24 protein-coding genes are annotated in these 23,789 nt (G+C 69.5%); 12 read left to right on the forward strand and 12 right to left on the reverse strand.

Annotated features, from left to right (window positions below; translation table 11 throughout):
- Position 1 precedes the first annotated feature (1 nt).
- Genes GOY17_RS06930 through GOY17_RS06945 form a run of 4 tightly spaced genes read right to left on the reverse strand, consistent with a single transcriptional unit; the run spans position 2 to position 2,746 of the window.
- Positions 2 to 946: a 5-oxoprolinase subunit C family protein gene (locus GOY17_RS06930; protein WP_198173843.1), complete on the reverse strand. Its 945-nt coding sequence runs from the start codon at positions 944 to 946 to the stop codon at positions 2 to 4.
- On the reverse strand, positions 943 to 1,656 hold the full coding sequence (pxpB, locus tag GOY17_RS06935) for a 5-oxoprolinase subunit PxpB (RefSeq protein WP_157029823.1): 714 nt from the start codon (positions 1,654 to 1,656) through the stop codon (positions 943 to 945). Before pxpB ends, GOY17_RS06930 begins: the two co-directional genes overlap by 4 nt.
- The gene (locus GOY17_RS06940; protein ID WP_157029824.1) at positions 1,653 to 2,081 is read right to left on the reverse strand and encodes an HIT domain-containing protein; all 429 of its coding nucleotides are present in this window, start codon (positions 2,079 to 2,081) and stop codon (positions 1,653 to 1,655) included. The genes pxpB and GOY17_RS06940 overlap by 4 nt, the downstream gene beginning before the upstream one ends.
- Positions 2,078 to 2,746, reverse strand: coding sequence for a dienelactone hydrolase family protein (locus GOY17_RS06945; RefSeq protein ID WP_157029825.1), 669 nt, complete (start codon positions 2,744 to 2,746; stop codon positions 2,078 to 2,080). Before GOY17_RS06945 ends, GOY17_RS06940 begins: the two co-directional genes overlap by 4 nt.
- A gap of 132 nt (positions 2,747 to 2,878) precedes the next feature.
- On the opposite strand from GOY17_RS06945, the gene rimO reads away from it, so the two are divergent.
- Positions 2,879 to 4,210, forward strand: a complete 1,332-nt coding sequence (gene rimO, locus GOY17_RS06950) for a 30S ribosomal protein S12 methylthiotransferase RimO (RefSeq protein ID WP_157029826.1) — start codon at positions 2,879 to 2,881, stop codon at positions 4,208 to 4,210.
- 188 nt (positions 4,211 to 4,398) lie between these two features.
- Here rimO and GOY17_RS06955 read toward each other — a convergent pair whose 3' ends face one another.
- The 5 genes from GOY17_RS06955 to GOY17_RS06975 all read right to left on the reverse strand — a co-directional run bounded on the left by GOY17_RS06955 (position 4,399) and on the right by GOY17_RS06975 (position 9,004).
- Complete coding sequence (locus tag GOY17_RS06955; protein WP_157029827.1) at positions 4,399 to 5,655, reverse strand: MgtC/SapB family protein; 1,257 nt, start codon at positions 5,653 to 5,655, stop codon at positions 4,399 to 4,401.
- A 67-nt stretch (positions 5,656 to 5,722) separates the two neighbouring features.
- A complete protein-coding gene (locus GOY17_RS06960; protein WP_157029828.1) occupies positions 5,723 to 6,190 on the reverse strand; it encodes a GNAT family N-acetyltransferase in 468 nt (155 codons plus the stop codon).
- Positions 6,177 to 6,689, reverse strand: a complete 513-nt coding sequence (greB, locus tag GOY17_RS06965) for a transcription elongation factor GreB (protein WP_157029829.1) — start codon at positions 6,687 to 6,689, stop codon at positions 6,177 to 6,179. The genes GOY17_RS06960 and greB overlap by 14 nt, the downstream gene beginning before the upstream one ends.
- 227 nt (positions 6,690 to 6,916) lie before the next feature.
- On the reverse strand, positions 6,917 to 7,423 hold the full coding sequence (locus GOY17_RS06970) for a copper resistance protein NlpE (protein WP_198173844.1): 507 nt from the start codon (positions 7,421 to 7,423) through the stop codon (positions 6,917 to 6,919).
- Positions 7,424 to 7,474: 51 nt separating this feature from the next.
- Positions 7,475 to 9,004 carry a helicase HerA-like domain-containing protein gene (locus GOY17_RS06975; RefSeq protein WP_157029831.1) on the reverse strand — a complete coding sequence of 510 codons (1,530 nt, stop codon included), beginning with the start codon at positions 9,002 to 9,004 and terminating at the stop codon, positions 7,475 to 7,477.
- Between the two features lie 210 nt (positions 9,005 to 9,214).
- Between GOY17_RS06975 and GOY17_RS06980 the strand changes: the two genes are divergently transcribed.
- Genes GOY17_RS06980 through GOY17_RS06990 form a run of 3 tightly spaced genes read left to right on the forward strand, consistent with a single transcriptional unit; the run spans position 9,215 to position 12,129 of the window.
- Entirely contained in the window at positions 9,215 to 10,771 is a 1,557-nt protein-coding gene (locus tag GOY17_RS06980) for a transglycosylase SLT domain-containing protein (protein WP_157029832.1), read from the forward strand.
- A gap of 57 nt (positions 10,772 to 10,828) precedes the next feature.
- A complete protein-coding gene (locus GOY17_RS06985) occupies positions 10,829 to 11,476 on the forward strand; it encodes a DUF6891 domain-containing protein (RefSeq protein WP_157029833.1) in 648 nt (215 codons plus the stop codon).
- A 17-nt stretch (positions 11,477 to 11,493) separates the two neighbouring features.
- Positions 11,494 to 12,129 (forward strand): lysoplasmalogenase, encoded by a 636-nt coding sequence (locus tag GOY17_RS06990; RefSeq protein ID WP_157029834.1) that lies wholly within the window; start codon positions 11,494 to 11,496, stop codon positions 12,127 to 12,129.
- Between the two features lie 3 nt (positions 12,130 to 12,132).
- On the opposite strand, the gene asd is transcribed toward GOY17_RS06990, so the two are convergent.
- Both asd and GOY17_RS07000 read right to left on the reverse strand, forming a co-directional pair.
- Positions 12,133 to 12,978, reverse strand: coding sequence for an archaetidylserine decarboxylase (asd, locus tag GOY17_RS06995; RefSeq protein ID WP_157029835.1), 846 nt, complete (start codon positions 12,976 to 12,978; stop codon positions 12,133 to 12,135).
- A 93-nt stretch (positions 12,979 to 13,071) separates the two neighbouring features.
- A complete protein-coding gene (locus tag GOY17_RS07000; RefSeq protein ID WP_157029836.1) occupies positions 13,072 to 13,740 on the reverse strand; it encodes an SCO family protein in 669 nt (222 codons plus the stop codon).
- An 89-nt stretch (positions 13,741 to 13,829) separates the two neighbouring features.
- On the opposite strand from GOY17_RS07000, the gene prmB reads away from it, so the two are divergent.
- From prmB to GOY17_RS07040, 8 genes are all read left to right on the forward strand, one after another.
- A complete protein-coding gene (gene prmB, locus GOY17_RS07005; protein ID WP_157029837.1) occupies positions 13,830 to 14,771 on the forward strand; it encodes a 50S ribosomal protein L3 N(5)-glutamine methyltransferase in 942 nt (313 codons plus the stop codon).
- Positions 14,772 to 15,087: 316 nt separating this feature from the next.
- On the forward strand, positions 15,088 to 16,191 hold the full coding sequence (gene aroC / locus GOY17_RS07010) for a chorismate synthase (protein ID WP_157029838.1): 1,104 nt from the start codon (positions 15,088 to 15,090) through the stop codon (positions 16,189 to 16,191).
- Positions 16,184 to 17,278, forward strand: a complete 1,095-nt coding sequence (locus GOY17_RS07015) for a 2-hydroxyacid dehydrogenase (protein ID WP_157029839.1) — start codon at positions 16,184 to 16,186, stop codon at positions 17,276 to 17,278. Before aroC ends, GOY17_RS07015 begins: the two co-directional genes overlap by 8 nt.
- A gap of 87 nt (positions 17,279 to 17,365) precedes the next feature.
- Positions 17,366 to 17,734, forward strand: coding sequence for an NIPSNAP family protein (locus GOY17_RS07020; protein WP_157029840.1), 369 nt, complete (start codon positions 17,366 to 17,368; stop codon positions 17,732 to 17,734).
- Positions 17,735 to 17,819: 85 nt separating this feature from the next.
- Positions 17,820 to 18,845 carry an aspartate-semialdehyde dehydrogenase gene (locus GOY17_RS07025; protein WP_115840687.1) on the forward strand — a complete coding sequence of 342 codons (1,026 nt, stop codon included), beginning with the start codon at positions 17,820 to 17,822 and terminating at the stop codon, positions 18,843 to 18,845.
- 431 nt (positions 18,846 to 19,276) lie between these two features.
- Positions 19,277 to 21,166, forward strand: coding sequence for a type IV pilus assembly protein FimV (locus tag GOY17_RS07030; RefSeq protein ID WP_232338548.1), 1,890 nt, complete (start codon positions 19,277 to 19,279; stop codon positions 21,164 to 21,166).
- 246 nt (positions 21,167 to 21,412) lie between these two features.
- Entirely contained in the window at positions 21,413 to 22,249 is an 837-nt protein-coding gene (gene truA / locus GOY17_RS07035) for a tRNA pseudouridine(38-40) synthase TruA (protein ID WP_157029841.1), read from the forward strand.
- The gene (locus GOY17_RS07040) at positions 22,246 to 22,887 is read left to right on the forward strand and encodes a phosphoribosylanthranilate isomerase (RefSeq protein WP_157029842.1); all 642 of its coding nucleotides are present in this window, start codon (positions 22,246 to 22,248) and stop codon (positions 22,885 to 22,887) included. The genes truA and GOY17_RS07040 overlap by 4 nt, the downstream gene beginning before the upstream one ends.
- A 9-nt stretch (positions 22,888 to 22,896) precedes the next feature.
- Here GOY17_RS07040 and GOY17_RS07045 read toward each other — a convergent pair whose 3' ends face one another.
- Positions 22,897 to 23,784 (reverse strand): LysR family transcriptional regulator, encoded by an 888-nt coding sequence (locus GOY17_RS07045; protein WP_157029843.1) that lies wholly within the window; start codon positions 23,782 to 23,784, stop codon positions 22,897 to 22,899.
- Positions 23,785 to 23,789 lie beyond the last annotated feature (5 nt).

Consider the following 23,789-nt stretch of genomic DNA (forward strand, 5'->3'; position numbering starts at 1 on the left):
TTCAGATCGCGGGCAGGCGCGCGTCGATCATCACGCCGATTCTGGCGATGCGTACACGTGCCGCGCAAGCCAGCCGATGGGCGGTCGCGGCATCGACGGGCGCGAAGTGCAGCGGCTGTCCCGGAACGCATTGCGCCAGGCGCGGCAGGTCGGCGGCGATCACGTGCCCGAGTTTCGCGTAACCGCCGACGGTCTGCGCGTCGGCGAGCAGCACGATGGGGCAGCCGTCGGCCGGCAGCTGGATCGTGCCGGGTGCGACCGGTTCGGACACGCCATCGCCGCCGGGCGCCGGTAGCGCATCGCCCTGCAGGCGCAGCCCCTGCCGGTTGCTGCTGGCGCTGATGGTCCATCTTCGGCGGGCGAGGGCGGATGCGGCCGCATGCGCGCCCGGGGCGTAACGGATCGGCAGGTGCGTGTCGTGCGCGGGATCGATCCACCACGTCGGCGCTTGCGGCGTATCGACCTGTCGCGCGCTGCCCATGCCGAGCGGCAGCACGTCGCCCGCACACAGCGCACGCCCGTCGAGCCCGCCGAATCCGCCGCGCAGGTCGGTGCTGCGACTACCGAGCACCGGCTCGACGTTGATGCCACCGTCGATCGCCAGCCACGCGCGCGCGCCGCCACGCAGCGCGCCGAGTTCGAGCGTGCCCGCGGGTAGTTCAACGGGCCGTCCGGAGGGCACGGTTTCGCCTTCGAATCGTGCGATGGGCGACGCGCCGACGATCGCGATGCGCGATGGCGCGTCGAGGCGCAGCGTCGGGCCGCGCAGGGTGAATTCCAGCACGGCCGCGTCGCCGTCGTTGCCGACGAGGCGGTTCGCGATGCGCGCGGCGTCGACGTCGAGCGCGCCCGCATGCGCCACGCCGAGATGACGCCAGCCACTGCGGCCGCGGTCCTGGACGGTGGTCAGCAGGCCGGGCGCGACGACGTGCAGCTGGCGCGTCACGACGACGCGCCCTGTCGCGGTGCAAGCCGCGCGAATTCGTCCGCGTCGATCGCGCGGAACCGCACGCGGTCGCCTGGCTGCAGTCGCGTGGGCGGCTCGAGTCGCGGATCGAACAGCGTCCATGGCGTGCGTCCGAGCAGCCGCCATCCGCCGGGGCTTTCGCGCGGGTAGATGCCGGTCTGCGCCCCGCCGATCGCGACGCTGCCTGCGGCGACGCGGGCTCGCGGCGTCGCAAGGCGCGGCAACGCGAGCGCGGGATCGAGCCCGGACAGGTACGGAAAGCCCGGCGCGAACCCGATCATCGCGACCGTGTAATCGCCGGCGCTGTGGCGTTCGACCAGTTCGCGCGGCGACAGGCCGAGTTCGGCGGCGGACGATTCCAGGTCGGGGCCGTGTTCGCCGCCGTAGAGCACGGGGATTTCGATGACGCCGTCGCGTGGTCGCAAGGGCAGCGCCGATGCGCCGCCGTCCTCCACCAGCGCCTGCAACGCCGCGTGCACCCGCGCCGGATCTTGGGCTTCATCGAAGAACACCGCCAGGCTCGCGAACGCCGGCACCACGTCGCGCAGCCAAGGCGGATCGAGCGCGCGCAGACGCGCGGCCATCGCATGCACCGCGGCATTGAGTTCCGGGTCGATGCGGTCGCCGAAGCGCAGCAGCCACGCATCGTCGGCCAGCGCTTCGATGTCGCAGGCCGCGCGCGAGGTCACTGCTTCAGTGCGCCCTGCAACTGCTGGATGCGCGCGACCAGCGCTTCGGGCGTGTAGGGCTGCGCGGTCGCCGTGCCCCACACCGGGCGCGGCCAGGCGATGTCGTCCGGAAAACGCGCGATCACGTGCACGTGCAACTGCGAGACGACGTTGCCCAGCGCCGCGACGTTGAGCTTGTGCGGCTTGAATAGCGCACGCAGCGCATGGCTCGCGAGGTTGATCTCCGCCAGCAGTGCGGCCTGTTGGGTCGCGTCGAGGTCGATGAGTTCCACCGCGCCCGCGACGCGCGGCACGAGGATCAGCCAGGGATGGTTCGCATCGTCCATCAGGCGCAGTTCGCTCAGGCCCAGGTGCGCGACCGGGTGTGTGTCCTGCGCGAGTTGCGCGTGCAGCTGCCAGCCGCCGTGGTGGCCCGTGCGGTTCATCGCAGGTTCTCCTGCAGGAAATCGATCGTCCGGCGCCACGCAACGTCGGCGGCGCGCGGGTCGAACACGTGGTTGTCGACGTCGCGATTGAACGCGTGGCCGGCGCGTTCGTAGACGTGGATCGTCGCCGCCGGCTGCTTCTGCCGGTGCTGCGCGACGGCGTCTTCGGGAATGCTGTGATCGGTCGAGCCGAAGTGGAACATCATCGATGCGCGCAGCGGTTCGTCGAGGAAGGGCAGGGTGCGCGCGCCGTAGTACGACACCGCGGGCAGGCCCAGCCGCGTGTTCGCGAGGAACGCGACGCTGCCGCCCCAGCAGAAGCCGACCGCGCCCGCGCGCAGGCCCTCGGCGTGGAGCGTCTCGGCGGCCACGGCGACGATGTCGATGGCGCGGTCGAAGCCCAGCTCGTTGCGCAGCGCCACGCCACGCGCGGTGCCGGCTTCGTCGTAGGGAAGTTCGATCCCCGGCGCGACGGGGTCGTACAGCGCCGGCGCGAGGGCGACGAAGCCCGCCGCGGCGAAGCGCCCCGCGACGTCCCGGATATGCGCATTCGCGCCGAAGATCTCCTGCAGCACGATCACCGCGCCGTGCGACGGGCCGCCCGGTTCGTCGCGCCAGGCGCGCACGGGGCCGTGCGGCGTGTCCAGTTCGGTCCAGTGGGCCATGTCTGTTCAGCTTGAACGGGGAAAGGAGCCCGGCCGATTCTAGCGCGGGGCTATAATCCGCAGCCCTCCCGCCGCCGCCTGCCGTCCATCCGGATGGCCGCCGTGCCTGTCCCATCGTCGCCGGTCCGCTCCATGTCCCTTGCCAATCCCAAAGTCGGTTTCGTCAGCCTCGGTTGCCCGAAGGCGCTCGTCGATTCCGAACGCATCCTCACCCAGCTGCGCGTGGAGGGCTACGACATCGTCCAGACCTACGACGACGCGGATGTCGTGGTGGTCAACACCTGCGGTTTCATCGACTCGGCGGTGGCCGAATCGCTGGACGCGATCGGCGAGGCCATCGCGGAGAACGGCAAGGTCATCGTGACCGGGTGCCTGGGCAAGAAGCCCGAGCAGATCCGCGAAGCGCATCCGGGCGTGCTGTCGATCAGCGGTCCGCAGGACTACGGCAGCGTGATGACCGCCGTGCACGCGGCGCTGCCGCCGAAGCACGACCCGTTCCTGGACCTCGTTCCGGACACGGGTATCAAGCTCACGCCCAAGCATTACGCGTACCTCAAGATTTCCGAAGGCTGCAATCACCGCTGCAGCTTCTGCATCATCCCGTCGATGCGCGGCGACCTGGTGAGCCGACCGGTCGACCAGGTGCTGCGCGAAGCCGAAAAGCTCGCGATGGGCGGCGTGAAGGAATTGCTGGTCATCTCGCAGGACACCTCCGCCTACGGCGTCGACGTGAAGTACGCCGAGCGCGAATGGCGCGGCAAGTCGTACCAGACGCGCATGAAGGCGCTGTGCGAAGGGCTGTCGGAACTCGGCATCTGGACGCGCCTGCACTACGTCTACCCGTATCCGCACGTCGACGACATCATTCCGCTGATGGCAGACGGCAAGCTGCTGCCGTACCTCGACATCCCGTTCCAGCACGCCAGCCCGCGCGTGCTCAAGCTGATGAAGCGCCCGGGCGCGGTCGACAAGACGCTCGAACGCATCCAGCGCTGGCGCTCCATCGCGCCGGACATCGCCATCCGCTCGACCTTCATCGTCGGTTTCCCGGGCGAGACCGAAGCCGAGTTCGAGGAACTGCTGGATTTCCTCGACGAAGCGCAGCTGGACCGCGTCGGCGCGTTCGCCTACTCGCCGGTGGAAGGCGCTACGGCCAACGCGCTGCCCGACGCGATTCCCGAGGACGTGAAGCAGGAGCGCCTCGCACGTTTCATGGAAAAGCAGGCGGAAATTTCGGCGGCAAAGCTGGAAGCGAAGGTCGGCACGACGCAGCGCTGCATCGTCGATGCGCTTGACGGCGAACTCGCCATCGCGCGCACGATGTACGACGCGCCGGAAATCGACGGCCTGGTGCAGATCCAGAACGGCTTCATGGCTGGCGTTAAGCCGGGCGAGTTCGTCGACGTCGAGATCATGGGCAGCGACGAACACGACCTGTTCGGCGAGGTCGCGTTCGACGATTGATCGTTGGGCGCGTGGGACACGTGCACGCGCGTCGGTCGCGTTGAACGCCTTGCGTCGCTTTTGCTCGTCATTCCCGCGTAGGCGGGAATCCATGCGTCAGCTCTCCTCAGCCATCCGGCGAGCGTGATGTATCGGACAGACGGATCCCCGCCTTCGCGGGGATGACGGCTTGAAGGCTGCGTGCTCCTTCAGGCCGACGCGATCACCACACCCGTCACCGCCGCACACGCGACAGCCATTCCGATCAACCCGCCGCCGACGATGAGGCCGTAGCGCCGATTCCCGCTGGCGAAGGCGAGCGCGGTCTTCGCGATCGCGCTGGAGGCCAACAGGCCCGCGACGCCCCATTGCGCGTGCGTCATCGTCAGGTTCCCCACCGACGACAGCTGCGCGATGCTCGCCGCGGCCGCATGCAACTCCGCCACCGCGACCAGCACTGCGGTCGCCAGCGCGCCCATGTCGCCGAACACGCTGCGCAGCCATGCCGACAGCACCAAAACGACGGCGATCACCAGCGCCAGCAGCAGGCCGTGACTCAGCTTGAACGCGCGGGCTTGCGGCTCGTTCGGAAGCGATGGAGCGTCGGCCTGACGCCGCAGGCCGAATCCGGCGGCAATCGCGAGCACGCCCGCCGCGGCCGCGAGCGGCCACACACTCGCGCGTAGCAGCGACGGTGCGGCGGTCGCGAGGATGCCCATCACCAGCAGCAGCGATGCGAGATTCGCGAGCAATGCTGCCGACGCGGCGCCTGCGGTCAGCGACGCGTCGGCGCGCGTGCGCTGGCCGAAGCCGGCCACGGCAGCCGTCGACGACGCGAACCCCGCGAAGAAGCCCGCCACCGGCAGGCCCCAGCGCGCACCGACGGCACGCAGCGCGATGTGGCCGAGCATGCCGACCGTCATCACCAGCACGACGAGCTTCCACAACTGCGACGGCACCAACACGCCCCACGGATCGACCGGCTCGTCGGGCAGCAGCGGCAGGACGACCAGCGCGGAGGCGGCCAGCAGGAGGGCGTCCTGCACTTCGCGCTCGCTGACGATGTCGCGCGCGAACCGGTGCAGCGGCTGCTTGGCGAACAGCAGTGTCGCCGCGACGACTGCGAGCGCGGCCGCCACCGTGGTCTGCGTCTGCGCGAGCGCGGCGAGCAATGCCGTCACCAGGAGTGCGACTTCGCCGGTCAGTCCCGGATCGTGTTCGCGCGTGCGCAGGTACGACACGACCGCCAGTGCGCCGACGGCGAGCACCGTCGCCACCAGCGCCGGCAGGCCGATCTGCGCCGCCACGCCGGCGGTGATCGACACCATCGCATGCGTGCGCAGGCCCGCCGCCGGTGCGCCGGGGTGCGGCGCATCGGACTGGAGCGGGTGCCGCTCGCGCACGACGCCGATCAGCAGGCCGATGGCGATGGCGGTGAGCAGGCCGCGGAATTCGTCGGGTTCCATTCGGCGTAGGTCGGGGGAGAGAGCTACACGCTACCGCAGCTGCGGGCGGGCGACGGGTTCCTGCCGCTCAGCGGCGCATCCACTGCATCGGGACGAAGCGCAGGCCGCTTTCGTGCAGTTCCGGTCCGGTGGCCTCGAAACCGAGGCGGCGATAGGTCTCCTGCGCATGCCGGGCCGCATTGACGGTGATGGGCACGGCCGGGTCGGCGGCTGCGGTCACCGCGTTGCACAAGGCCCGCGCGAGCCCGCGCCGCTGCATGTCGTCGGCGACGAACAGGTGGTACAGGTGCGAGGGCAGGCGCAACACGGCGACACCGACGATGCGGCCCTCGCATTCTGCGACGACGTTGCGATGGCCTTCGTCGATGCGCCGCTGGACCTGCTCCGGCGTCATCAACGCAAGCAGCGACGCGATGCCTTCATCATCGCAATCCGGCGCGATCCAGCGCTGCGTCAGCGCGCTCACCAGCGCGCTGATCGACGCCGCGTCGTCAGGCGTGGCATCGCGCAGGAGGATGGCGTCAGTCGGCGCCATCGTCGTAGCCGACCTCGACGATCACGAAGCGTGTCGCGCCGCCGGGCAGCATGGCCTCGAATTCGTCGTCCAGGCGCTTTTTCAGCATCGCGCGTGCGAGCGGCGAATCGATGCTGATCGCGCCTGTCTTCGCATCGGTCTCGTCCGGGCCGACGATACGATAGCGCTGCGTTTCGCCGCTCGCGACGTTCTCGATTTCCACGCGCGCGCCGAAGAACACCGCCTCCGGATCGCTCGGCACGGTGTCCACCACGCGCAGCGCCGGCACGCGCTTGGACAGGTAGCGCACGCGGCGGTCTATCTCGCCGAGCTGCTTCTTTCGATACGTGTACTCGGCGTTTTCCGAACGATCGCCTTCCGCCGCGGCGGCGGCGAGTGCCTTCACGACTTCCGGGCGCTTGATGCGCCACAGCTCGTCGAGCTCGGCCTTGAGGCGGTCGTGGCCCGCGCGGGTGATCAGCGCGGTGCTTTTTTCAGCGGGCGGACGCCAGCGGCCCATGGGTACTCCGGTGGAACGCGCGGCGCGCGACGGTGGATTCTAATGGTGGCGCAACATTGATGACGCCGTTTCGGCAAGCCGCCGCGGACTTATCTAAGGCCGTCATCCCGGAAGGCCGGGATCCAGGCCGTCATGCTCGACGAAGAGCGATGCTCGGCCCCTGCGGATACGTTGCGGGCCTGGGTCTCGGCTTTCGCCGGGATGACGGTAGTGAAGCGTGCATGCCCTCACTGCGCCGCCCGCTTCAGGTTGTACGGCAGCGCGCTGTCGATCGGCTTGCCTTCCATGTCCAGCTGGCGGATCTCGTCCTGCGACAGGATCGCGAACAGCCGATCGTTGTCCGCCTTGCTGTTCGGGTCCAGGCGAAGGCGCTGGTTGTTTTCTTCCACCGTCCACGTGCCGTCGCCCGTGAGCGCCGGCGCCGAGCGCTCCCTGTAGGTCTCGCTGATCGTGTACGTGCCGTCAGCGGCGAGCACCAGGTGCGTGTCGATGCCGGGACAGTCGGCGCAGGGCAGGGTCCCGTCGAACGTACCGGCGAAGGCCTTCACGTCGAACGGCGCGCCTTGTGCGGAGGGGCGCGCGTCGGCCGCGGGCGCCGCCGGAGCCGCGGCGGCTTCGGGTTGCGCGGGCGGTGCAGCGGTTTCAGCCGGCGCCTGCGGCCTGCACGCCGACAGCGCGGCGAGCGCGACCGCGGCAAACAGGGCGGTGCGTGCGTTCGTGATGGATCTGGACATCGCGTGCTCCTTGCGTTGGGGGACGGGCATGGAAACGAGGCAACCGGCCGGTCAGCGCTTCGATCCGCCGAAGATGCTGCCAAGCAGGCCGCGAACGATCTGTTGACCGATGCGGCTGCCCACCGTGCGCGCCGTCTGCTTGGCCATGGTCTCGACCATGCCCTGACGGCGTTTCGTGCCGAACACGGCGTCCTTTACGGCCTGGCCGAAGCCGCTGTCCTCGGCCTCGTCCTGTTCGCGCGAGCGGGCCGGCGGCGCCTTGCTCTTCTGCGTCGCGGTCTCGGCACGGGCGGCGAGCATCTCCGATGCGGACTCGCGATCCACGCGCTCGTCGTACTTGTGGCCGACCGGGCTGGTGTTGCGCACCTGCTGGCGTTCGGCCTCGGTGATCGCGCCCATGCGGCAGCGCGGCGGCGCGATCAGCGTCTTCTCCACGGGCATCGGCACGCCCTTGTCCTGCAGCGTGGACACCAGCGCTTCGCCGGTGCCCAGTTGCGAGATCGTCCTCGCCACGTCCAGCGCCGGATTGGGCACGAAGGTCTCGGCCGCGGTCTTCACCGCCTTCTGGTCGCGCGGCGTGAACGCGCGCAGCGCGTGCTGCACGCGGTTGCCGAGCTGGCCGAGGATGTCGTCCGGCACGTCGTCGGGGAACTGCGAGCAGAAGTACACGCCCACGCCCTTGGACCGGATCAGCCGCACGACCTGCTCGACGCGCTGCTGCAACGCCGGCGGCGCGTCGTCGAACAGCAGGTGCGCCTCGTCGAAGACGAAGACGAGCTTGGGTTTGTCCAGATCGCCGACTTCAGGCAGGGTCTCGAACAGTTCCGACAGCAGCCACAGCAGGAAGCTCGAATACAGGCGCGGCTTGAGCACCAGTTGCTCCGACGCGAGGATGTTCACCACGCCGCGGCCGTCGGGCGTGGTGCGCATGAGGTCGGACAGCTCCAGCGCCGGTTCGCCGAAGAACAGCTCGCCGCCTTCCTGTTCCAGCCGCAGCAGCGAGCGCTGGATCGCGCCGATCGACTGCGCGCTTACCAGGCCGTAGCTGGTGGAGATGTCCTTGCGTTCCTCCGCGACCAGGCCGAGCAGGGCGCGCAGGTCTTCGAGGTCGAGCAGCAGCAGGCCGCGGTCGTCGGCCAGCTTGAAGACGATGTCGAGCACGCCGGACTGTGTGTCGTTGAGTTCAAGCACGCGCGACAGCAGCGTCGGGCCCATCTCGCTGACGGTCGTGCGCACCGGATGGCCGAGCTTTCCGAACAGGTCCCAGAACACGACCGGGTTGGCTTCGTTGGTGTAGTTGGAAAGGCCGATCTCGGCCACGCGCGATTGCAGCTTCTCGTTCGCCGCGCCTGCGACGGCGAGCCCCGCCACGTCGCCCTTCACGTCGGCAAGGAACACCGGTACGCCCAGGCGCGAGAAGCCTTCGGCCAGCGTCATCAGCGTGACGGTCTTGCCGGTGCCGGTGGCGCCGGCGACCAAGCCATGGCGGTTGCCGAACTTCGGTTGCAGGAACACGTGCCCCTGCGTGTCGGGCAGCGATTGCGGCGTGGTGACGGCCTTGCCTAGCAGGATCGGGTCCATGGGGATCTCGGGGGAATGCGCGGACGGGAGTTGCGGCGATTCTAGGCGCGGCCGCGGGCGCCCGTGTTCATCCTGGGAATCTTCCGGAAGTCGCGTGGGCGCGCCCGTTCATCCGGACGTGCACCGCGAATCGGACGTTTCCGGCTTGTCGCGCTCGCACGCGGGCGGATACCCTGCGATGCCCCCCGCTTCCACGCTCCTGCGCTGTCAATGCACGTGATCGCCCGTTCTTCCGCCGCGCTGCTCGCGCTGGCTCTCCTCGCCGCGATGCCGCAGGCGCATGCGCTCTCCAAACGCGACCAGGCCGCGGTGGACGCGCTCAACACGCGCATGCAGGCGGCCGAGGCGCGTTATCGCGCCGGGCTGGTGAAGATCGGCAATGCCGATCCGGCCGGTCGCACCGAAGTCGATGCCTCGCTCGAGGACATGGAAGACATCATGGCCGCCTGCGTGAAGCAGAAGGGCTGCTCGCCCACGACCATGCTCGCCGCCTACAAGCGCCTGCTGAAGCAGAACGCCGACCTGGCCTCGGGCGACGAAGTGCCGGAGGACAACGACGAGGAAGGGCTGGCCGGCAGCATCACCGCCGACGTGCCCGAAGCCGCGCGCGCCGCGGCGCTGCTCAGCGCCGACGGCCAGCAGTTCGTGAAGATGGTCCAGTACAACCCGGCCGTGCAGGCGGGCATCCGCCGCTGGCTGACCGACATGCGGCCGTCGCTGATCGACACCTTCGAGAACTACCAGTACCTGCGCCAGACGATGTGGCCGCAGTTCCAGCGCGCCGGCCTGCCCGAAGCGCTGCTGTTCGGCGTGATGGCGAAGGAATCCAACGGGCGCGTGCATTCGACCTCGCGCGCCGGCGCGGCCGGGCCGATGCAGTTCATGTACGCCACCGGTCGCCGCTTCGGCCTGGGCGACGACGGCACCGGTTTCGACACGCGCTACGACGCGCGTGCCTCGGCCGCCGCGGCGGCGGAGTACTTCAACGAACGCCTCGGCACGCTCAACCGCAGCATCGAGCTGTCGCTGGCCGCCTACAACGGCGGCGAAGGCCGCGCGCAGCGGGTGTACAACACCTCCGGCGGCGGCAACTTCTGGGACGAATCGGTCTACAACCAGTTCCCGGCCGAAACCCGCGACTACGTGCCCATGGTGATCGCGGCGGCATGGCTGTTCCTGCATCCGAAGGAATACGGCCTGACGCTGCCGCGCGTGGATGCGCGTCCGGCGGCACTGCGCCTTGCCAAGCCCAGCTCGATCTACGAACTCACCATCTGCCTGGGCAACGGCGGCACGCGCGAGGGCTTCATGCGCGCGCTGCGCAACCTCAACCCGCGCTACCAGGCCGACCAGTACCTGCCGACCGGCACTGTGCTCAGCGCGACCACCAAGATCGTCGGCCTCTACGGCCGTCACTGCACGCAGGGCCAGCGCGCCGAACTGGCGCACACGCTGGTGATGAGCGATGCCTCCAGCGCGATCGTGCGCACCGGTCCGGTCACGCCGGTGCAGGCCGAGGATGCGGTGTACGAGGCCGAAAGCGCGGGCGTCGGCAGCGCAGGCGCCAGCGCCGCGCCGGTTCGCAGCAAACCCGCCAAGCCGTCCAAGCCCTCGACCTACACGGTCAAGCGCGGCGAAACGCTCACGGCCATCGCGCAGAAGTTCCAGTGCGACACCGGCGACCTGGCGAAGGCGAACAAGCTCAAGGCGCCGCGTTTCGCGATCAAGCCGGGCCAGAAGCTCAAGCTCGACGCCTGCGAAGGTTGAGTCGCGCCGCCGGACCCTCCATGCTGCGTCCCACCACAGGGACGCAGGGGGTGGGGCATGGTCTGGCGGAAGATCGTGGGACTGTTCCGGAAGGATGAGGCGCGACCGGCGCACGGCGCGCCATCGCTGGAAGAACAACTGGACGAACTGCGGGGCTACATCGCGCGCGATCTGCGCGGCGGGTACGTCGACGCCGATTCCATCATCGACAACGCGCTGGAAGTGCTGGAGCTCCAGCCACACGGCGAAGACGTGCTGCGCACGCACGCACGCCGCATCCTCGAAGACGAGACCGCGGCCTATCACCACGAAGCGGCCGGCTGGCCCGCGCTGACCGACCACGACCGCCTCGAGCAGGCGTTCGCCGCGCTCGAAACGCAGGGCGTGGTGTGCCGGCAGAACTTCACCTGCTGCGGCACCTGCGGCGTGGCGGAGATCGGCGACGAGATCGATACCGCGCGCGAACGCGGCGACAACGTGCACGGCTACACCTTCTTCCACATGCAGGACACCGAGCGCGCCGTCGAAGGCGGCGGGCTGTGGCTCAACTACGGCGCGACCGAGAGCGGCGAAGCGCCGGCCCTCGCCATCGGTCACCGCATCGCCGATGCCCTGCGCCTGACGGGCCTGACCGTCGACTGGGACGGCAACTGGACCAAACGCATTCACGTGCCGCTGCAATGGCAACGCCGGCTCGCGCTGTGACGCGCGCGACGACGGCCATGCTGGCGGTCGTTGTCGCCGCCAGCGCAGTGCTGGCGATTGCCGGCGCGTACTGGCCGGCGATGCCGTGGCTGCACTGGCTGTTCAAGCCGCTGACGACGCTGCTGATCGCGTGGTCGGTGTGGCGCACGCCTTCGGCATTGCCGCGCTATCGCACATGGCTGCTGATCGGGCTTGTGCTCTCGACGGCGGGCGACGTGTTCCTGATGCTGCCGATCGATGCGTTCGTCGCGGGGCTGGCGAGTTTCCTGCTCGCGCACGTGGCGTACATGATCGCGCTGAAACAGCGCGAACGCCTGTTCGCGGCGATATGGCCCTTTGCGCTGTACGCGGTCGTCGCCGGGCTCGTGCTGTCGCAGTTGTGGCCGGGGTTGCCCGGCGAGCTGCGCGTGCCGGTGGTCGTCTACGTCGTCGTGCTCGCGGCGATGGCCGCGCAGGCGCTGGCGGTCTGGTGGCGCCGGCGCGACGGCGCCGCGCTGTGCGGCGCATGGGGCGGGGCGTGTTTCGTGCTGTCGGACGCGTTGCTGGCGTGGGATCGCTTCGTCGCGCCGTTCGCGGCCGCGTCGCTCGCGGTGCTGGCGAGCTACTGGCTCGCGCAGTGGGGACTGGCACGGTCGCTGCCGCGCCGGTCGTGAACGTCAGGTCGTACGCGTCGCCAGCTTCTGGCCCAGGCGCACCGGCGATTCGGCGTGCAGCGACGGATCCAGCGTCGCCACGCCGCGCGGCAGCAGCACGATCACGGTCGAGCCGTAGTTGAAGCGCGCCATCTCGGCGAAGCGGTCCAGCGTGATGTTCTCCGCGCGCCAGTCCTTCCGGTTGATGCGGTCGCCGTAGGCGGGGATTTCCTCGCCGCTCCACACGGTCTCGACGCCCGACACCAGCAGCGCGCCCACCATCACCATCGCCATCGGGCCGAAATCGGTGTCGAAGTGGCACACCAGGCGCTCGTTGCGCGCGAACAGGCGCGGCACGTTCGCCACTGCCGCGGTGCCGACGCTGAACAGACGGCCCGGCACGTGCACGGTTTCGCGCAGCCGGCCGGTCCACGGCATGTGCACGCGGTGGTAGTCGCGCGGCGACAGGTACACCGTCGCGAACAGGCCGTCGTTGAAGGGCGTGGCGTCGGCCTCGTCGCCGAGCAGTTCGGCGGCCGTGAACGACTGGCCCTTGGCCTGGAAGATGCGGCCGTTCTCGATCGGGCCGCACTGGCTGACGTGGCCGTCGGCGGGCATCAGCAGCGAACGCGGATCGGGATCGGGCACGCGCGCGCCCGGCTTCAGCGCACGCGTGAAGAAGGCATTGAACGTCGGGTACTTCGTCGGATCCGGCTGCGCGGCCTCGGCGAGGTTCACGCCGAACCGGCGCGTCACCGTGTCGATCAGCCACTGCTTCAGGCGCGGGTTGTCCGAATACGCGAGCGCGCGCGCCATCGACGACAGCAGCCGATGCGGAAGGACGTAGGTGAGTGCGGTGACGAGGCTCATGGAGTGCTTACGATGGCGTGCAGGCGTGATGGGGTCGTGCAGGGCACGGGCAGAAGGCGCGGAGCGGGCGATTTCATCCGCCCGTCGCGGCGGTCACTCGCGCTTGGGAGACGCGGCAGCGAAGCTCGCCTGCGTCAGCGCCGTCATGTCGGAGGCGATCGCGGCCGGGTCGAACGGCGGCTGCACGATGCCGGCCATGCGGCCCTGCGGATCGAGCACCGCCATCGACGCACTGTGGTCGACGCTGTACTGGTCGGCGCGCACGCCTTCCGGCGCTGGCACCTTCGCGAAGACCATGCTCAGCGACTTGGCGAACTGCTCCAGCGCCGGGATGTCGGCGGTGGCGGCGATCGTGTCGCGGTGGAAGGCGTGTGCGTACTCGCCGATGCGGTCGGGCGTGTCGCGCTCGGGATCGACCGACACGAACAGCACGCGCGGGCGCGTGGTTTCCGGCAGCGCCGCCCACTGCTTCTGTGCCTTGGCCATCTCGGCCAGCGTGGTCGGGCAGACGTCGGGGCAGTGCGTGAAGCCGAGGAACACCAGCGTCCAGTGGCCCTTCAGTTCGCCCGGCACCAGCGGCGTGCCGTCCGACTGGCGCAGCGTGAAGGCCGGCAGCGTACGGGCCGGTTCGAACAGGCGTACGGCGCGGGTCTGCGGCAGCGAGGAGCCCGCCGACGGCGCGAAGAAGTGCTGCGCGGCCCACAGGCCGAGGGCGGCGGCGACGGCCGCGATGAGGATGTAGACCGTGGTGCGGTTGAACATGGCGGCTTCGAATCGCGCCCGGCACTGGGCGCGGGCATGATACCGGGCCGGGCCCCGTATAATCGTCGCCCCCTTCGAAAGGCCCCGCCATGAACGGCTCCGCGACCCCAAATCCCGTCACGTTCGAACAGGTTTCGATCATCGACCTGATCCGTTATGGCGGCAGCCGCTTCAACGAGGCCGGCCTCACCTTCGGCCACAGCTACGACAACGCGCTGGACGAAGCGACGCAGCTGGTCCTGCACGCGCTGCACCTGCCGCACGACCTGAGCCCGATCTACGGCGCCTCGCGCGTGACCGCGGCCGAGCAGGCGAAGGTGCTGGACCTGTTCCAGCGCCGCATCGACGAACGCGTTCCCGCCGCCTACTTGACCGGCGAGGCGTGGTTCGCCGGCCTGAGCTTCAAGAGCGACCGCCGCGCGCTGGTGCCGCGTTCGCCGATCGCCGAACTGATCCCGCACGGCTACGAGCCGTGGCTGGGCGGCCGCGAGATCGAGCGCGTGCTCGACCTGTGCACCGGTTCGGGCTGCATCGCGATCGCCACCGCGCACTACCACCCGCACTGGCAGGTGGACGGCGTGGACATCAACGACGACGCGCTCTCGCTCGCGCAGGAAAACAAGGAACGCCTGCACGCCGACAACGTCACGCTGCGCAAGTCGGATCTGTTCAACCAGCTGCAGGGCCAGGTGTACGACCTGATCGTCACCAACCCGCCGTACGTCACCAACGACGAGACCGACGCGCTGCCGAAGGAATACTCCTACGAGCCCGAACTGGGCCTGCGTGCCGGCGACGACGGCCTGGACCTCGCGCTGAAGATCCTGCGCGACGCACCGGACCATCTGACCGAAAACGGCCTGCTGATCTGCGAAGTCGGCGAAGCCGAGCGCGCGCTGGTCGAACTGCTGCCGGAACTGCCGATGGCATGGGTGGAGTTCAAGGTCGGCCAGATGGGCATCTTCGTGGTCGAACGCGCGGACCTGGTCGAGCACCACGCGAAGATCAAGGCGCTGGCGGACGCGCGCTGATCCATCGTCATCCCGGCGAAAGCCGGGACCGAGGCTGGCGACGCTTCCGTTCCTTTGGCGTCATCCCCGCGTAGGCGGGGATCCAACTGTGAGCGCATCACCTCATCCGTCAGCCGCGACGCGTCCGACGGCTGGATTCCCGCCTTCGCGGGAATGACGCCGTGTTTTGAATGCTTGTCTGCCTGGGTCCCGGCTTTCGCCGGGATGACGGGAATAGGCGAGGCGGGAGTTCTGGTTGGCGTTATCGGCCCCCGCAGTTCCAGCAGCAACCAATCCACGTTGCTAAAGTGAATGCCTGCACCCCGCGGGCTTCCACGTGTCCAGCAACAGCTTCGGCAAACTCCTCACCGTCACCACCTTCGGCGAAAGCCATGGCCCGGCCATCGGCTGCGTCGTCGACGGTTGCCCTCCGGGCATCGCCATCGCGCCGGAGGACTTCCGCCACGATCTCGAACGCCGCGCCACCGGCCGCACGCGCCACACGTCGCAGCGCCACGAGGCCGACGAGGTCGAGATCCTCAGCGGCGTGTACGAAGGCCTCACCACCGGCACGCCGATCGCGCTGCTGATCCGCAACACCGACCAGCGCAGCAAGGATTACGCGAAGATCGCCGACCAGTTCCGCCCGGGGCACGCGGATTACACCTACTGGCAGAAGTACGGCATCCGCGACCCGCGCGGCGGCGGGCGTTCGTCCGCGCGCGAGACGACGATGCGCGTGGCCGCGGGCGTCATCGCCAAGAAGTGGCTCGCCGACCGTCATGGCGTGCAGGTGCAGGGCTGGCTGTCGCAGATTGGCGAGATCGTGCCGCACGGCTTCGATCTGTCGGCCGTGGAGAACAACCCGTTCTTCTGGCCCGACACGCGCCAGGTGACGGAGCTGGAGCTCTACATGGACGCGCTGCGCAAGTCCGGCGATTCGGTCGGCGCGCGCGTGGACGTCGTTGCGACGAACGTGCCGCCCGGCTGGGGCGAGCCGATCTACGGCAAGCTCGACGGCGAGCTCGCCGCTGCGCTGATGAGCATCAACGCGGTGAAGGGCGTGGAGATTGGCGACGGCTTCGGCGTCGTCGCGCAGAAGGGCAGCGCGCACCGCGACCAGATGACGCCGCAGGGTTTCGCCAGCAACCACGCCGGCGGCATCCTGGGCGGCATCAGCACGGGGCAGCCGCTGCGTTGCTCGGTCGCGTTCAAGCCGACCTCCAGCCTGCGCCTGCCAATCGACAGCCTCGACACGCACGGCAACGTCGCCGAAGTCGTCACCACCGGCCGCCACGATCCCTGCGTCGGCATCCGCGCGACGCCGATCTGCGAGGCGATGGTGGCGCTGGTGCTGATGGACCAGGCACTGCGCCATCGCGCGCAGTGCGGCGACGTGGGCGAGGTGACGCCGCGGATTCCCGGGAATCTCGGTGGCTGACACGCGCCCCCGCGTCTGGGTATCGCAACCGCTGTTCGGCGACATCGTCGGGCGGCTGCGCGACCACTTCGACGTGATCGAAACCGCCGCGGTCGGCAAGCATTCGCAGGACGAAATCGCCGCGATGCTCGCCTCCTGCGACGGCGCGCTGGTGACGCTCAACGACCGCATCGGCGCCGCGGAAGTCGCGGGCGCGCCGCGCCTTCGCGCGATCGCCAACGTCGGCGTCGGCTACAACAACCTCGACGTGCCCGCGCTCACGCAGGCCGGCATCGTGGTGACGAACACGCCGGATGTACTGACCGAAACCTCGGCCGATTTCGGCTTCGCGCTGATGATGGCCGCCGCGCGCCGCATCACCGAGGCCGAACGCTGGCTGCGCGATGGCCAGTGGCGGCAGTGGAGCTTCGAGACGATGCTCGGCGGCGACGTGCATGGCGCGACGCTGGGCATCCTCGGCATGGGGCGGATCGGGCAGGGCATCGCCCGTCGGGCATCGGGGTTCCGCATGCGCGTGCTGTACCACAACCGTTCGCGCCTTCCGGCCGACATCGAGCGCGACTGCGACGCCGCCTATGTCGACTTCGACACGCTGCTCGCCCAGGCCGACCACCTGGTGCTCGTGCTGCCGTACTCGCCCGCGGTGCATCACATCGTCGACGCCGCCGCCATCGCGAAGATGAAGCCGACCGCGACGCTCACCAACATCGCGCGTGGCGGCATCGTCGATGAGGACGCGCTGGCCGACGCTCTGGAAAGCGGCCGCCTCGCCGCCGCGGGGCTCGACGTCTACGAAGGCGAGCCGGCGATCAACCCGCGCCTGCTCGCGCTGCGCAACGTGGTGCTCACCCCGCACATCGCCAGCGGCAGCCTCGCCACGCGCCGCGCGATGGTATCGCTGGCGGTGGACAACCTCATCGCCGCGCTGGGTTTCGGCCCGCGCGCGGGCGATCCGCCGACGCCGGTGAATGCAACCGAATTGAGCCCCTCTCCCGACGGGAGAGGGGTTGGGGTGAGGGGCAACGAAGCCGGAGCGAAACCGGTCGCGGCCTCGGTGCAAGGCCGAAAACCCGGCATATCGAAATAACGCGAACGCATCAGTGTCCGCCGCCGCGTTGCGAGATCATCCGCGACGCGCCTTTCGAAGCAGACCAAGCCCGCCGGAACCTTCGCCATGCCGCACAGCCCGCGCCTGATCCAGATCCGCACCTACCAGCTCGCGCCCGACGCACGCGGCGCATTCCATCGCGCCTTCGTCGACGAGGCCGTGCCGATGCTGCGCCGCTGGCAGCACGAGATCGTGACGTTCGGCCCATCGCCGCATGCCGGCGACGCGTACTTCCTGATCCGTGCCTACGACGACCTCGACGATCTGAACGCGCGGCAGGACGCCTTCTACGGTTCGCCGGAATGGCGGCAGGGCCCGCGCGAACGCGTGCTGGCGATGATCCGTCACTACCAGGATGCGGTACTGTGGGCATCTCCCGAGACGCTCGACGACCTGCGCCGCCGCAATCCCGGCGACGCGGCGCCCACGGGCTGAGCCGCATCCACGCTTCGCAACACCCGCCGGAATGGTTCCGGCCGGGCATCAAGGCTGTACTCCTCCAACCCGAAAGAAGGAACCAATGAACGCCAAGAACTCCTGCAACGTGGCCATCGTCGGTGCGACCGGCGCCGTGGGCGAGACGATGCTGCGCATCCTCGTCGAACGGAAATTCCCCATTGGCAACTTGCACCTGCTGGCCAGCGAGCGTTCGGCCGGCGAGAAAATCGAGTTCGGCGCGAAAAAAATCACGGTGGAGGACCTGGCGACGTTCGATCCGAGCGGCATCGACATCGCGCTGTTCTCCGCAGGCGGCAGCGTGTCGAAGGAATACGCGCCGAAGTTCGCCGCGGCCGGCGCGGTGGTGATCGACAACTCCTCGGCGTTCCGTTACGACGACGACGTGCCGCTGGTCGTGTCGGAAGTGAACCCGGAGGCCGCGAAGAACCGCCCGCGCGGCATCATCGCCAACCCGAACTGCTCGACCATGCAGATGCTGGTCGCGCTGGCGCCGATCCACCGCAAGGTCGGCATCGAGCGCATCAACGTGGCGACGTACCAGTCGGTGTCGGGCGCGGGGCGCTCGGCGCTGGAAGAACTCGGCCGGCAGACCGCCGCGCTGCTGGGCTTCCAGGAGCCGAACCCGGAGCGCTTCCCGGTGCAGATCGCGTTCAACCTGATCCCGCACATCGACGAGTTCCAGGATAACGGCTACACCAAGGAAGAAATGAAGCTGGTGTGGGAGACCCGGAAGATCCTCGGCGACGACAGCATCCAGGTGAACCCCACCGCGGTGCGCGTGCCGGTGTTCTACGGTCACTCCGAGGCGGTGAACATCGAGACGCGCGAGAAGATCTCCGCAAGCGATGTTCGCAAGCTGCTGGAAACCGCGCCGGGCGTGGAAATCGTCGACGAGCCGAAGGCGGGTGGCTACCCGACGCCGGTGACGCATGCGTCGGGCAACGATCCGGTCTACGTCGGCCGCATCCGCGACGACTTCTCGCACCCGCGCGCGGTGAACCTATGGATCGTCTCGGACAACATCCGCAAGGGCGCCGCATTGAACGCGGTGCAGCTGGCCGAACTGGTGCTGGCCGAACGCGGCTGAGTCCGGGACGTTCCAGTGGTTGAGCCTCGAACGCCAGTCCGAAAGACTGGCGTTTGAGTTTCCGGACCTCGCGCGCGAGTGGAAAACACTGGCGATCGGGGTTTCGGAACTGGCGCGCCAGTAGAAAAGACTGGCGGACGAGTTTCCGAGGCTGGTGCTCCGGGCAAAAACACTGGCGCTCCAGTGTCCGGAACTGGCGCGTCAGTCGAAAAGACTCGCGTACCAGGCTTCGGGACTGGCGCGCCAGGCAAAAACACCGGCGCGCGAGGCTACGGGACTCGACGCAGACGGGCAGGGCGCGCTCCCGCGTCCTCACGCGAGTGGCGCGACAATGCCCATTCCGCCGCGCCAGTCGCAGTCGACGGCGGTTTTCGTTGCCGCGCCCCCCGGCGAGGGCTTAGAGTCGCGCCGGGGAAGGGCAGGGATCCGAAGTGAAACAACAAGTTGCCAAACAAAGCTCCGCCAGACGCTACGTGCGCACCGCGCTCGGGCTGGCGCTGGCCCTGGCCAGCGGCGCCGCGTCGGCGCTGGGCCTTGGGCAGATCGAGGTCAAATCGCGGATCGGGCAGCCGTTCCTGGCCGAGATCCCGATCATTTCCAATGATCCGGCCGAACTGGAGAACCTCCAGGCCGAGCTCGCTTCGCCGCTCGTCTTCGCCCGCGTCGGCCTGCAGCCGCCGATGGGCGTGGTCGCCGAACTGCAGTTCACCTCGGCGCTGGACTCGGCCGGCCGGCCGGTCATCCGCGTCACCACCACGCAGCCGGTCAACGAGCCGCTGCTGACCTTCCTGGTGTCGGTCGATTGGGGCCAGGGCCGGCTGGTGCGCGAATACGCGGCGCTGGTAGATGCGCCGCGCACGGTCTCGGCGCCGATGCAGCCGGCGATCGAGGAGACCGTCGTCTCCGAACCCAACACGATCGAACGCGAGCCCGAAGCCGCCACCCCGACAACCACCGCCGAGGCCCCGCCCGCGACGACGCCGGAAGAGGAAGTCGAACAGGCGATCGCGCGCGAGGAAAACGCCGCGGCCGACAACGAGATCCCCGCCGCGCCGCAGCCCGAACCGCAGCCGCAGGTCGCCTCCGTCACCCCGCCGCGCGAACCGGTGCCGCAGGCCTCGCGCGAGCTGTCGGGCGACTACACCGTGCGACGCGGCGACACGCTGTCGGAGATCGCCGGCCGCATGGAAGGCCAAGCGAGCCTCGACCAGGCGATGATCGCGCTGCTGCGCGCCAATCCCGACGCCTTCATCGACGGCAACATCAACCTGCTGAAGGCCGGCGCTGTACTCGACGTGCCGTCCGGCGACGAGCTCGCCAGCGTCGAGTCCGGCGAAGCGCGGCGTCTGGTCGCCCAGCACGTGCAGCAGTGGCGCGATGCGCGTCGCGCCGTGCCGCAGCCGGCGCTGGAAGGCGCGGCCGCGTCCGCCGCGGCGACGCCCGTCGGCGCCGCGCCGGGCAACACCACTACGGCGGGTGGAACGGCGACGGCCGATGCCCGCCTCGAAATCGTTCCGCCGGAGGCCGCGCGTGCCGCCCAGGCGGGCACCCAGTCCGGCATCCAGGCCGGCGGCGAGGGCCAGATGCTGCGACAGGAACTGCAACAGACCCAGGAAACCGTCGCCGCGCGCGACGCCGAGGTCCAGGAACTCAAGAGCCGCGTCGCCGAGCTCGAACAGCTGCAGAAGCAGCAGCAACAGCTCATCGCGATGAAGGACAGCGAACTGGCCGCCGCGCAGCAGCGCGTGGCCAAGACCAACGAGCAGGCCGCGACGCAGGGCGGCTCGCCGCTCCCGTGGATCCTTGGCGGTGGCGCGATCCTGCTGGCGTTGCTCGGCGGCTGGTGGTTCGGGCGTCGTCCGAACAAGCCGGCGTTCCGGGCGCCGTCCGATGCGGCTGTCGCCACCACGCCGTCGATCGCCGACGCGTTCGCAGCGGGCCCGGATATCGAAGCGCGCCAGGAACCGGAGACGATCGTCGAGCCGCCCGCGCCGGAGTACGTGCAGGAGCCGGTGCGGCAGGAAGAGCCCGCGTTCGAACTGACGCCGGAACCGCCGGCGCCGGTGCGTCCGGCTCCGGCCGCCGCGCCCGCCGCGCCGATCGCCCCGGCCTGGCACATTGCCGCGAACGGCAACGGCCGCCGCGGCCACGTCGAACCGACGCTCGCCACGCAGCCGGGTCAGGAACGCCTTGAACTCGCCCGCGCCTACATCGACCTGGGCGACCGCGAAAGCGCGCGCCAGCTGCTGAGCGAAGTGGTCATCAACGGCGACCTCGCCGCCCGCCAGGCGGCGTCGCGGATGCTGCAGGACCTGGGCTGATCGATCAGCGCCTAAAGTAGTGCGGCGAATCGATCAGCACCTGAAGTAGGGCGGCGAACCCTGACTTGAAGCCCCTCTCCCTTCGGGAGAGGGGTTGGGGTGAGGGGCAACGAAGCGATCGCCCCACACGTCGCCGCAACCGCACAGCGCTGCGCTGTCCGAGCCGACATTGCGCTGGCCCACCAGCCCAAGCACGATGCCCCAATCCCCACGATTCCGGCCCCACCGGAACGCAAGCCGCACCCCGTGAACACGCCCGCCGAATCCTCCCCGCCCGACACCGCCCCGACGCACCGCTTCGCCCTCGGCGTCGAATACGACGGCAACGGCTTCTGCGGCTGGCAGCGCCTGAGCAAGCACGGCGAGCCGGAGCGCGAAGGCGAGGAAACCCTGCAGGCCGCGCTGGAGTTCGCGATCTCCTTCGTCGCCGGCCATCCGGTCGAAACGATCTGCGCCGGACGGACCGACGCCGGCGTGCATGCCGAATGCCAGGTCGTCCACTTCGACAGCCACGCCGTGCGCGATCCGCGCAGCTGGATGCTCGGCGTCACCAGCCGCCTGCCGCCGTCCATCGCGGTGCGCTGGTGCCGGCCGGTGCCGGACGACTTCCACGCGCGCTTTTCCGCGCGTGCGCGCCGCTATCGCTACCGCATCCTCAACCGTCCCGTGCGCGCGGCGCTCGGCCGGCAGTACCTGAGCTGGGAACGCCGCCCGCTCGACGCCGACGCCATGCATCGCGCCGCGCAGGCCTTGCTGGGCGAAAACGACTTCTCCTCCTTCCGCACCGTGCACTGCCAGTCGCCGCACGCATGGCGCGAGTTGCAGGACATCCGCGTCACGCGCACCGGCGACGTCGTCGAAGTGGAAGTGCAGGCGAACGCCTTCCTGCATCACATGGTGCGCAACATCGTCGGCAGCCTGCTGATGGTCGGTAGCGGTGAGAAACCCGAGCGTTGGATCGCCGAATTGCTCGACACGCGCGACCGCACCGTCGCAGGTCCGACCGCGCCGCCCACCGGACTGGTGTTCCTCGGGCCGCGTTATCCGGCGCAGTGGAACCTTCCCGCCGAGGTGATGCTATGAACGCGTCGGCGCACACGCGCATCAAGTTCTGCGGCATGACGCGCCGGGACGACATCGCGCTGGCGTGCGAACTGGGCGTGGATGCGATCGGCCTGGTGTTTGCACAGCGCAGTTCGCGCAGGCTCGACATCGAGCAGGCGCGCGCGCTGCGTGACGTGGTTGCGGACGACATCGACGTCGTCGCGCTCTTCATGGACAACGAGGCCGCGTACGTACAGCGCGTGATCGATGAAGTGCGCCCGACGCTCCTGCAGTTCCACGGCAGCGAGGACGAAGCCTTCAGCGAGGCGTTCGGCGTGCCCTACCTCAAGGCGGTCGCGATGGGCGGCGACGTCGCATCGGACGCGTTGTCGCGCCATGCACGCGCTGTCGCGTTGCTGCTCGACAGCCACGCCACCGGTGGCGCGGGCGGTACTGGGCATCGGTTCGACTGGTCGCGCATTCCGCACGATTCCGGGCGCGCGTTCCTGCTCGCCGGCGGGCTGCATCCGGACAACGTCTTCGAGGCAGTGAACATCGTGCACCCGTGGGGCGTGGACGTGTCCAGCGGCATCGAGTCGGCGCCCGGCGAGAAGGACGCCGCGAAAATGCGGCGCTTCGTCGAGGAAGTGCGTCGCGCGGATTCGTTGCCGCGCTGATCCGCGCGATCAGCCCGCCAGTTCGGCGCGCAGCCACGCCACCAGCAGCGCGACGCGCTGATCGTTCGTCCTGCGTCGCGTGACCAGCACCCAGCTTGCCTGCGTCTCGACGAAACCCCACGGGGCGACCAGCCTGCCCGCGGCCAGATCCTCCGCTACCAGCGGTTGGGGCGCGATGGCCACGCCCAGCCCTGCGTTCGCCGCTTCCAGCAGGTAGTACAGGTGGGGGAACGCGGTGCCCATGTGCAGCGCGTCGGCGTCGAGCCCACTCCCAGCCGCCCAGTCCGACCACGCCTGCGGGCGCGACTGGGTGTGCAGCAGCGACTCGTTTGCCAGCGCATCGGCCGACGCGTCGCGCAGGCGATCGAAACCGGCGAAGCGAGGGCTCACCACCGGGCCGAGGCGTTCGGGCGCCAGTTCGTGCACCTGCCAGTCGGCGGGCCAGGGCGCGCGGTCGATCAACAGCGCGGCGTCGAGCCCGGTCAGCGCCGCGTCCGGCGTGCGCTCGCTGGCGGCGAGGTGGAGGGTCAGATCGGGGCGCTCGCGGGCGAGGCGGTCCAGCCGCGGGATCATCCATCGCGCCAGCACGCTACCCGGACAGCCGAGCACCAGCGGCGCCTGCTGCGGGCGCCGGCGCAGGTCGCTCCAACCCTGGCGGAGCAGGCCGAAAGCGCCATCGGCGGCTTCGTGCAGCCGCCGGCCGGCCGGCGTCAGGGCAAGGCCGCGGCCTTCGCGGACGAACAGCGCCGTCCCCAGCGCCTCTTCCAGCGCCTTCAGGTGGCGGCTCACCGCGCCGTGGGTCACGTGCAGCTCCTCGGCCGCACGGCTGACGCTGTCCAGCCTGGCGACGGCTTCAAAGGCCCGCAGGGCGTTGAGCGGGGGTAGGTCTCGGCTCATTTGAA

The sequence above is a fragment of the Lysobacter soli genome, assembly GCF_009755585.1.
GTDB classification, from domain to species: Bacteria; Pseudomonadota; Gammaproteobacteria; order Xanthomonadales; family Xanthomonadaceae; genus Lysobacter_J; species Lysobacter_J soli.